At 34.9% G+C, this 7,909-nt stretch carries 8 protein-coding genes and 1 tRNA gene; 1 reads left to right on the forward strand and 8 read right to left on the reverse strand.

Annotation, left to right across the window (positions count from 1 at the left end; translation table 11 throughout):
• Nucleotides 1-335 (forward strand): transposase (locus tag BLV64_RS14280; protein ID WP_245705926.1); only part of this gene is annotated, 335 nt, incomplete at its 5' end.
• A 114-nt stretch (nucleotides 336-449) separates the two neighbouring features.
• On the opposite strand, the gene BLV64_RS14285 is transcribed toward BLV64_RS14280, so the two are convergent.
• The 8 genes from BLV64_RS14285 to BLV64_RS14320 all read right to left on the reverse strand — a co-directional run.
• Nucleotides 450-523: transfer RNA gene (locus BLV64_RS14285), tRNA-Thr, on the reverse strand.
• 57 nt (nucleotides 524-580) lie between these two features.
• Nucleotides 581-850 carry a hypothetical protein gene (locus BLV64_RS14290; protein ID WP_092136739.1) on the reverse strand — a complete coding sequence of 90 codons (270 nt, stop codon included), beginning with the start codon at nucleotides 848-850 and terminating at the stop codon, nucleotides 581-583.
• A gap of 30 nt (nucleotides 851-880) precedes the next feature.
• Nucleotides 881-1,855, reverse strand: a complete 975-nt coding sequence (locus BLV64_RS14295; RefSeq protein ID WP_092136740.1) for a type I phosphomannose isomerase catalytic subunit — start codon at nucleotides 1,853-1,855, stop codon at nucleotides 881-883.
• Between the two features lie 9 nt (nucleotides 1,856-1,864).
• Nucleotides 1,865-2,275: a 6-pyruvoyl trahydropterin synthase family protein gene (locus tag BLV64_RS14300; protein ID WP_092136741.1), complete on the reverse strand. Its 411-nt coding sequence runs from the start codon at nucleotides 2,273-2,275 to the stop codon at nucleotides 1,865-1,867.
• Nucleotides 2,256-2,795 carry an isopentenyl-diphosphate Delta-isomerase gene (gene idi / locus BLV64_RS14305; RefSeq protein ID WP_092136743.1) on the reverse strand — a complete coding sequence of 180 codons (540 nt, stop codon included), beginning with the start codon at nucleotides 2,793-2,795 and terminating at the stop codon, nucleotides 2,256-2,258. Before idi ends, BLV64_RS14300 begins: the two co-directional genes overlap by 20 nt.
• A gap of 148 nt (nucleotides 2,796-2,943) precedes the next feature.
• The gene (locus tag BLV64_RS14310) at nucleotides 2,944-4,878 is read right to left on the reverse strand and encodes an OmpA family protein (RefSeq protein WP_092136745.1); all 1,935 of its coding nucleotides are present in this window, start codon (nucleotides 4,876-4,878) and stop codon (nucleotides 2,944-2,946) included.
• 21 nt (nucleotides 4,879-4,899) lie between these two features.
• Nucleotides 4,900-5,841, reverse strand: coding sequence for a PorP/SprF family type IX secretion system membrane protein (locus BLV64_RS14315; protein ID WP_092136747.1), 942 nt, complete (start codon nucleotides 5,839-5,841; stop codon nucleotides 4,900-4,902).
• Between the two features lie 58 nt (nucleotides 5,842-5,899).
• A partial coding sequence (locus BLV64_RS14320; protein WP_092136749.1) for a T9SS type B sorting domain-containing protein occupies nucleotides 5,900-7,909 on the reverse strand: 2,010 nt, incomplete at its 5' end.

The following is a 7,909-nucleotide window of genomic DNA, read 5'->3' on the forward strand; positions in this document are numbered from 1 at the left end:
AAATATTATTCGCCCAATATCCCGATATAAAGGTCGCTTTCGACCTAGTAAAGGGGCTCAGAAATATATTCAATAAGACAACTTCTATACAAATAGCATACACAAAAATGGCACATTGGTACAAAGACGTTGAAAACACGGGCTTCAGCTCATTCAATACAATTGCCAACACTATATCCCTCAATTATAAATCGATCCTAAACTATTTTATAAATAGAAGCACAAACGCATCCGCTGAATCATTTAATGCTAAAATAAAAGCTTTTAGAGCTCAGTTTAGAGGTGTGAAAAATGTAGAATTCTTCCTTTATAGACTGACCACAATTTTTGCATAAACACAACATTTAGGAATGATCCTAAATTAGCCTTTAAGTAAAGAAATTTAGATGCTCTAGTCGGTAGTAAAAGAAACAAAAAAACCACTCTAAAAAGAGTGGTTTTTAACTTTGAGCCGATGGAGGGACTCGAACCCACGACCTGCTGATTACAAATCAGCTGCTCTAGCCAGCTGAGCTACATCGGCAAAGCGAGTGCAAATATAATATTGAATTTCATATCTGCAAACTTTTTTTCAAGATTTTTATCCTAAATTATTAATTTTTTCAATTAGCGCACGCCCCTTTTCTTCAAGCTCTGTGTTAATAGCCTTAAAATGAGCTTTTTTGTTCTCAACTTTTCTATCGTTAACTTTTTCAATTAATTCATCAAAAGTTACGATTGCCTCGTCTATAATTGCTTCACTAGCTTTAGGATCTTTGTCAGAGTTAGTATATTGCCATACGTAAACTGCTTCGATAATATCTCCTAATACGTAGTTTATATCTTTTTTAAGGTCTCTTTTGTTTGCCATAATATTTTTTAATTTAATTTGAGTGCAAAATTACACATAAACTTCTAATAGTTTACCTTTTTTCGAGGTAATTTCAAATTCTTGTAGGGCTGCCGGCAATAACACAGTTTCTCCTTTAACTAATTTTGTTTTTTCATTGTGATAAACAATAGTGGCCTCACCATCTACACACATATATACAATAAAAGAGTCATAAGTATTTTTCTTGACTATAGTTTCGTCTTCTAAGTGAATATAATTTGTGGTAAAGTAACTACAGCTTACAATTCTATTGGTTTCATTTTTAGATTTGGAATAGGGTAACTTAAAATCATTACTCATATTAAAATCAATAGCCTCTAAAGCCCATTCTGTATGAAGCTCTCTAGGCTTTCCCTGTTCGTCTACTCGATCCCAATCATATATACGATAAGTAATGTCGCTTGTTTGTTGTATTTCGGCTAACATCACCCCTGCTCCTATGGCATGAACACGCCCCACTCCAATAAAATAAGCATCACCTTCTTTAACGCTTTCAGTATTGAGAATTTGGGTCAAGGTTTTATCTTTAACGTGTTTTTGAAATAATGCCTTATCAACCTTTTGATTAAAACCGACGATTAAGTTCGCATCATCATTAGCTTGTAAAACGTACCACATTTCGGTTTTCCCAAAGGAATTATGACGTTTTGTCGCAAGAGCATCATTAGGATGAAGCTGAATAGACAAATCTCTTTTAGCATCTATAAATTTAATAAGCAGTGGAAACTTCTCACCAAAAACAGTATAATTTTTATGTCCTACAAGGTCCCCTTTTAAAGTGTTTTGAAGTGTATTTAAAGAAACACCTTTATACTCTCCATTACTTACTAAGGAAGTATCATCCTTAACGCCACTAATTTCCCAACTTTCTCCAATATTTGGAAGATTACTTTTTCGATTAAGAAGTGTTTTTAATTTTGTTCCTCCCCAAATTTTTTCTTTTAAAATAGGAGTAAATTTAAGCGGATAAAAGGTTTTCGCCATAGTAACTATTTATTCCCCGGCGTAACTAACAAAGTTACGGGGCGTCTCGTAAAGTGTGACTTCTAAATCCAAGCCTTCTTTAAGTTTATTTTTTATTTTATTGTGTATCACCACTACAATATTCTCAGCGGTTGGGATTACATTTTTAAATTCAGGAACGTCTAAATTTAGATTTTTATGATCGAAAGCATCTTCAACCTCAAGTTTGATAATGTTTTTTAATGTTTTAATATCTATGACATAGCCGGTTTCTTCATCAATATTCCCTGTAACACTAGCTATAATTTCATAATTATGACCATGATAATTTGGATTGTTACACAAACCATAGACAGCCTTATTTTTCTCATCAGACCATGCTTTGTTATGCAATCTATGTGCTGCGTTAAAATGTGCTTTTCTACTTACGGTAACTCTCATTTTCAATATTTATAAAGTCATAAAATTTTTCAAATATAATTTTAAACCATGCGGTATAAAGCTCTGGATTACGTTTCATGTCTGTTTTAACGTCTTCTAACAGCATCCACTTATAGGCTTCAACTTCTTCTGGGTTTATTTGAGGCTCGTCATTAAAATAACCGACCATAATATGGTCGAATTCATGTTCGGTTAGTCCGTTATCAAACGGTGCCTTATAAATAAAAGACGTGCGTTCTTCAAGCTCGGTTACAAATCCCATCTCTTCTTGCAATCGACGTTTTCCAGCTTCTAAATTACTTTCGCCTTCACGTTGGTGACTACAACAAGTATTTGTCCATAATCCAGGAGTGTGGTATTTAGATAATGCACGTTGTTGTAATAGTAATTCATTTTTATCATTAAACACAAATACAGAAAAAGCGCGATGGAGTAACGCTTTCTCATGCGCTTCCATCTTAGCCATTAATCCGATTTGTTCGTCCTTTTCATTAACTAAAATAACCTGTTCTTCCAGCATATTGATTTTTAATATGAGTTTTTTCAAATTTACAAAATAGCCCTTATTAATCACCCTTTTTAATTAATTTTTAAGGATTACCATACAAATCAAAAAAGCACCTCCCATAGGAAGGTGCTTTTTTATTAAAATATCTTCTATTACGCTATTATTTATTAGCTGAAATTATAAACATACTTCTACGGTTTTTTTGATGTTCTTCTTCTGTACAACTTACTGTTCCATCACAAGTATTTACCAATTGGCTTTCTCCATAACCTTTACCCGATATACGGTTGCTAGAAATGTCTCCTTTTTCAATTAGCCATTGCTTAGTCGCACGATTTCTACGTTCTGAAAGCGCCATATTATAGCCCTTAGTACCTCGAGAATCGGTATGCGATTGTACATCTAATTTCACTTCTGGATGCGCTATTAAATAACGAATAACTTTATCTAGTTCTTTCTGAGCATCCAAACGAATGTGTGATTTATCGAAATCAAAGTAAATTGGATCTAAATCTAATAAATCGGTTAAATCCGTTCCTATAGGAGCTGCTTCTTCTTTGACTAATGGGAAGGTTGGCGTTAGGTTAAACACTAAATTTATATCATTAGGATTGTTTGGATCTACAAGATAAAATAGTGTTTCTGGCTCAAAACCTTCTTTCGTCGCCACTGCTTTATACTTGTCCTCTCTACAATTAGAATTATAGCTAAACGTACCGTTTTTATCCGATTCAAAGCGATATACTTCTTCATTAGTTTCTATATCATAGATAACAATTTCTGCTGCAACAATTTCTTGATTAATTCTATTGTCTACAAGTGATCCTGAAATAAGTTGGTTACAAGCTTCTCTTTTAAATTTATAAATATCATCATCTCCTTGGCCTCCTTTACGATTGGACGTTAAATATCCTGTATTTTTAAACTCATCGATTATAAATTCAAAATCATCTGCCGGGCTATTAATAGTTTTCCCTAAATTTAAGACTTGTGGGGTTTTACTTTCAATATTCGCATAAAATATATCCAAGCCCCCTAAACCTAAATGACCATCGGATGAAAAATAGAGCGTACCGTTATTACTTATATAGGGAAAGTTTTCTCTTCCTTCGGTATTAATAATATCTCCCAAATTTTTAGGGATTCCAAAGCTCCCATCTTCATTAATATCTACAACATAAAGATCCGATCCTCCTATAGACCCTTCCATATCTGAAGCAAAATAGAGTTTTTTCTCGTCAAGACTAAGCGCTGGATGTGCTACATTATAGTTGTCATTATTAAAAGGGAGACTTTCAATATTACGCCATTCTCCGTCTTCTAAAGTGGCTCTATAAATTTTAAGACCTATGACTTTACGTTCACTTTTTTTAGTTTCTCCTTGATAATAATTATTTCGAGTAAAATACATGGTTTTACCATCCTTAGTAAACGTTGTTGATGACTCGTGATATCTCGTATTAATTTTATCAGAAAAGAGCTCGGCCACCTGAGAGGTATCTGCTTTAAAGTAAAGATCTAAAAATGGTTGATCGTTCCATTTATACAATTTACCTTCACCTCTAGACGATGCAAAAACAATTCCATCATTAAAATAAGAGGTTCCAAAATCAGAATATTTTGTATTTGTTGACAAATTTTCCACATAGAAATTTCCTGACAATTTATCAATTGTTGTTAAATAATCTGGTGAATTTGAAAATTTAACAGCTCGCGAATCCGTTGGGTTTAATGTCGCAAATTTTTTCATGTACTTATTTCCCATCTCGTATTTACCTGTTGACTTCAAAGCCATTGCATACCTGTAATAATACTCCGTATCGATGTCAACATCTTTTTGAATCAGCAATTCGTACCATTTGGAAGCCTCTTCCATATTGGCGTTAAAGTAATAGGAATTACCCAACCTAGCTAGCACTTGAGGGGTTGCCTCATTTTTTTCTACATATTTTTCCAAGTCTTTAATAACCTCCATATATGATTGATTATTATAATCTCTATCGACCCGGGTATTCTTTTTTCCGCGCTCTTGTCCTACTACTGCATTCAGGCTCAGCATTAAGGTTAAAAGAATGAGTTGTATTTTAGTTTTCATAGTAAAGTTTTAATTCTGTAATTAAAAGAATCTTGGTGATAGGATTGTTGAATTTTTAAATAATTCAAAACGTAAAAAGAATTCAAAAGATCCCTTTTCATACTTAGTCTTTCCTAAATCTGTTACTTCTTTATCATAAGCGACACCTAGCATTAAGTCTGGAGTTAACTGATAACCTAATAACCCACTAAATGCAGCACTCCATCTATAAGCGACACCTAGAGTTAGTTTTTCTTTTAACAAGGCATTCACTGATACATCTGCTTGTAAAGGGGCGCCTTGCACACCTTTAAATAACATAGCAGGTTTTAATTTTAAATCTGGATTCACATCAAACACATAACCACCAATTAAATAATAATGAATTTGTTCGGAAGCTACCGAATAAATTTGATCTTCATTATTTCCAAAATGATCTGTTTCCAATATGTTAGGAGCCGATAATCCGACATACCATTTATCACCATTTCGATAATAAAAACCAATCCCTACATTAGGCTCAAATCTATTTTCAATATTATATTGTAATAATACATCATTAGGATTATACTTATTAAGTTTATTATAATCTACATCCATTAAATGACCACCGGCTTTTAAACCGAACGAAAAACGACCTTCGTAAGAGGTATGAATAGTATATGAAAAATCGATATCAAAATGCGTTTCCTTTGTCGGTCCGATTTCATCATTTATAATTGATAGACCTAAACCTAAGCGTCCGTCATAATCTAAGGGCGCATGCACATTCAGCGTTTGTGTTTTAGGAGCTCCTTCTAATCCTACCCACTGCGATCTATGCAAAAGTAACGCACTAAAAGTTTCTCTCTGACCTGCATAAGCTGGGTTAACACTCATTGTATTATACATATACTGTGTGTACTGAGCGTCCTGCTGTGCTTTAGTTTCAGACAAAAAACTGAGGCTTGTAAGGAGTACAATAATTAATAATCTGTTTTTCATTTTTCTAAAATTATAATTATAGGAGATGATGGTTAGTCATCTCCTTTATTAAGTTTTATTAACGTTGAATATATAAATATCCTGCTTTAGACTTATCCTCTCCAGTCTCGTCTATTTTATATTCTAGGATATAGAAGTAAGTCCCTACAGGTAATTGTTTTTCTTTTGAAATAGTTACTCTACCCTCAGACTCTCCTCTGAAATAGTTATCATTTTGACCATAACCACTAGTTTCATAAACAAGTACGCCCCATCTGTTATAGATTTTAAGTGTATTGTTTGGGTAAAGATTTATATTACCAATTACCATTTCATCGTTGTCACCATCACCATTTGGAGTAATCACATTAAATACTTCAAGACTACCAACACCTAATACCCCGGTATTATTCACTTCTAAGTAATCTGGTAAACCATTACCATTACTATCTACTGCATCACCTCCGAAACCGATACCATCACCGTTAGGGTCTGCACCTTCTAAGATAGTAGGAATACCATCACCATCATCATCCGGATCTAAATAATCTGGAACACCATCACCATCTGTATCATCATCAGTTGGATCACCGTTCCCTGTTGGATCTACAACACCATCGGAAAGATCGGTATCAGTATAGTCTTCGTTTATCGTATCTACACCATCTCCATCATCATCTGGATCTAAATAATTAGGTATACCATCACCATCTGTATCTCCGTAAGGGAACTCTTCACCATTAGGGACATTATCTTGGTCACAGTCGCCATTATACCATTCTTCAGATTGCTCTACTGTAACATCTTCCATATTTAAATCACATGGATCATTAAAGTCTGTAGGAGTTCCGCCATTAATTGGGCTAACTTCATCTCCATTAACAACACCATCTCCATCACAGTCTAATGCATTCCAAGCTGTTAAATCTGCATTAGGGTCTTGATTTCCGATTACTACATCACACGGATCATTAGGATCTGTACCACTAGCAATTTCATCTTCATTAGAAACACCATCATTATCACAATCACCATCAGGATACGACAGACAATCTTGAATGGTAACGGTTCCTACTGGATTTGTATTGGTTGTATTTCCGCTGGTTACAGTTCCTTCTACAGTAAATGTTTCATCCCCTTCAGAAATATCGTCTTCTGTAATTGGAATCACAACTTCTGTCGCTGTACTTCCGGCTGGAATAGTCACCGTAACGATTGTTTCGGTATAATCATCCGTTCCTGCTGTTCCTGTTACGGTAATGATATCTATTACTATATCTTCTGAGCTTACCACATCGATAGTTACAGGTACCGTTACTGTTCCTGCCCCTTCATCCACTGTTACATCACCAATAGTAACTGTAGGGGTACCGTCATTGTCTAATATGGTTACAGTTCCTACTGGATCTGTATTGGTTGTGTTTCCACTTGTTACAGTTCCTTCAACAGTAAACTCTTCAGTTGGCTCATCGATATTGTCATCGGTAATCGGAATTACTACATCTACCGATATACTTCCAGCTGGAATTGTCACTGTTATTGTTGTTTCCGTATAGTCATCTGTTCCTGCTGTTCCTGCTACGGTAATAATATCTATTACTACATCTTCAATTGTTGGCACATCAAGTGTCACTGGAACCGTAACTGTCCCTGCTCCCTCATCTACTGTCACGTCACCGATAGTAACTTCTGGTAGTTGATAAACAGTTACTGATACTGTAGTAGATTCCGTAGTTGTTGAGCCATCTGCATGGGTAACTGTTACAGTATAGTGGAAGGTATCGGTACCTACAAAACCTCCATCTGGTGTATACGTTACCGTTCCGTCTGGATTAATCACAGCCGTTCCGTTTGCCGGACTTGTAACCCCTGTTACTTCTACTGTAGTAGAAGGATCAAAAGTATCATTCGCTAAGACATCAATTACGACAGCTATATCTTCCAAAGTAACTGCAGAATCTTCTTCTACGTCTACTATAGGACTAACAATTATTGTAACAGTAGCAACTTCAGTCCCAACCGTACCATCTGGCAATGTGAAGGTGACAGTATAATCAAACGTATCCGTTCCGTTAAAGTCAGGGTCTGG

This window comes from Bizionia paragorgiae (assembly GCF_900107625.1).
Lineage (GTDB): Bacteria > Bacteroidota > Bacteroidia > Flavobacteriales > Flavobacteriaceae > Bizionia > Bizionia paragorgiae.

Bases quoted from the DNA above. Each gene is read 5' to 3' on its own strand.
- BLV64_RS14290 (WP_092136739.1), bottom strand. From the start codon at position 850: ATGGCAAACAAAAGAGACCTTAAAAAAGATATAAACTACGTATTAGGA.
- BLV64_RS14295 (WP_092136740.1), bottom strand. From the start codon at position 1,855: ATGGCGAAAACCTTTTATCCGCTTAAATTTACTCCTATTTTAAAAGAA.
- BLV64_RS14300 (WP_092136741.1), bottom strand. From the start codon at position 2,275: ATGAGAGTTACCGTAAGTAGAAAAGCACATTTTAACGCAGCACATAGA.
- idi (WP_092136743.1), bottom strand. From the start codon at position 2,795: ATGCTGGAAGAACAGGTTATTTTAGTTAATGAAAAGGACGAACAAATC.
- BLV64_RS14310 (WP_092136745.1), bottom strand. From the start codon at position 4,878: ATGAAAACTAAAATACAACTCATTCTTTTAACCTTAATGCTGAGCCTG.
- BLV64_RS14315 (WP_092136747.1), bottom strand. From the start codon at position 5,841: ATGAAAAACAGATTATTAATTATTGTACTCCTTACAAGCCTCAGTTTT.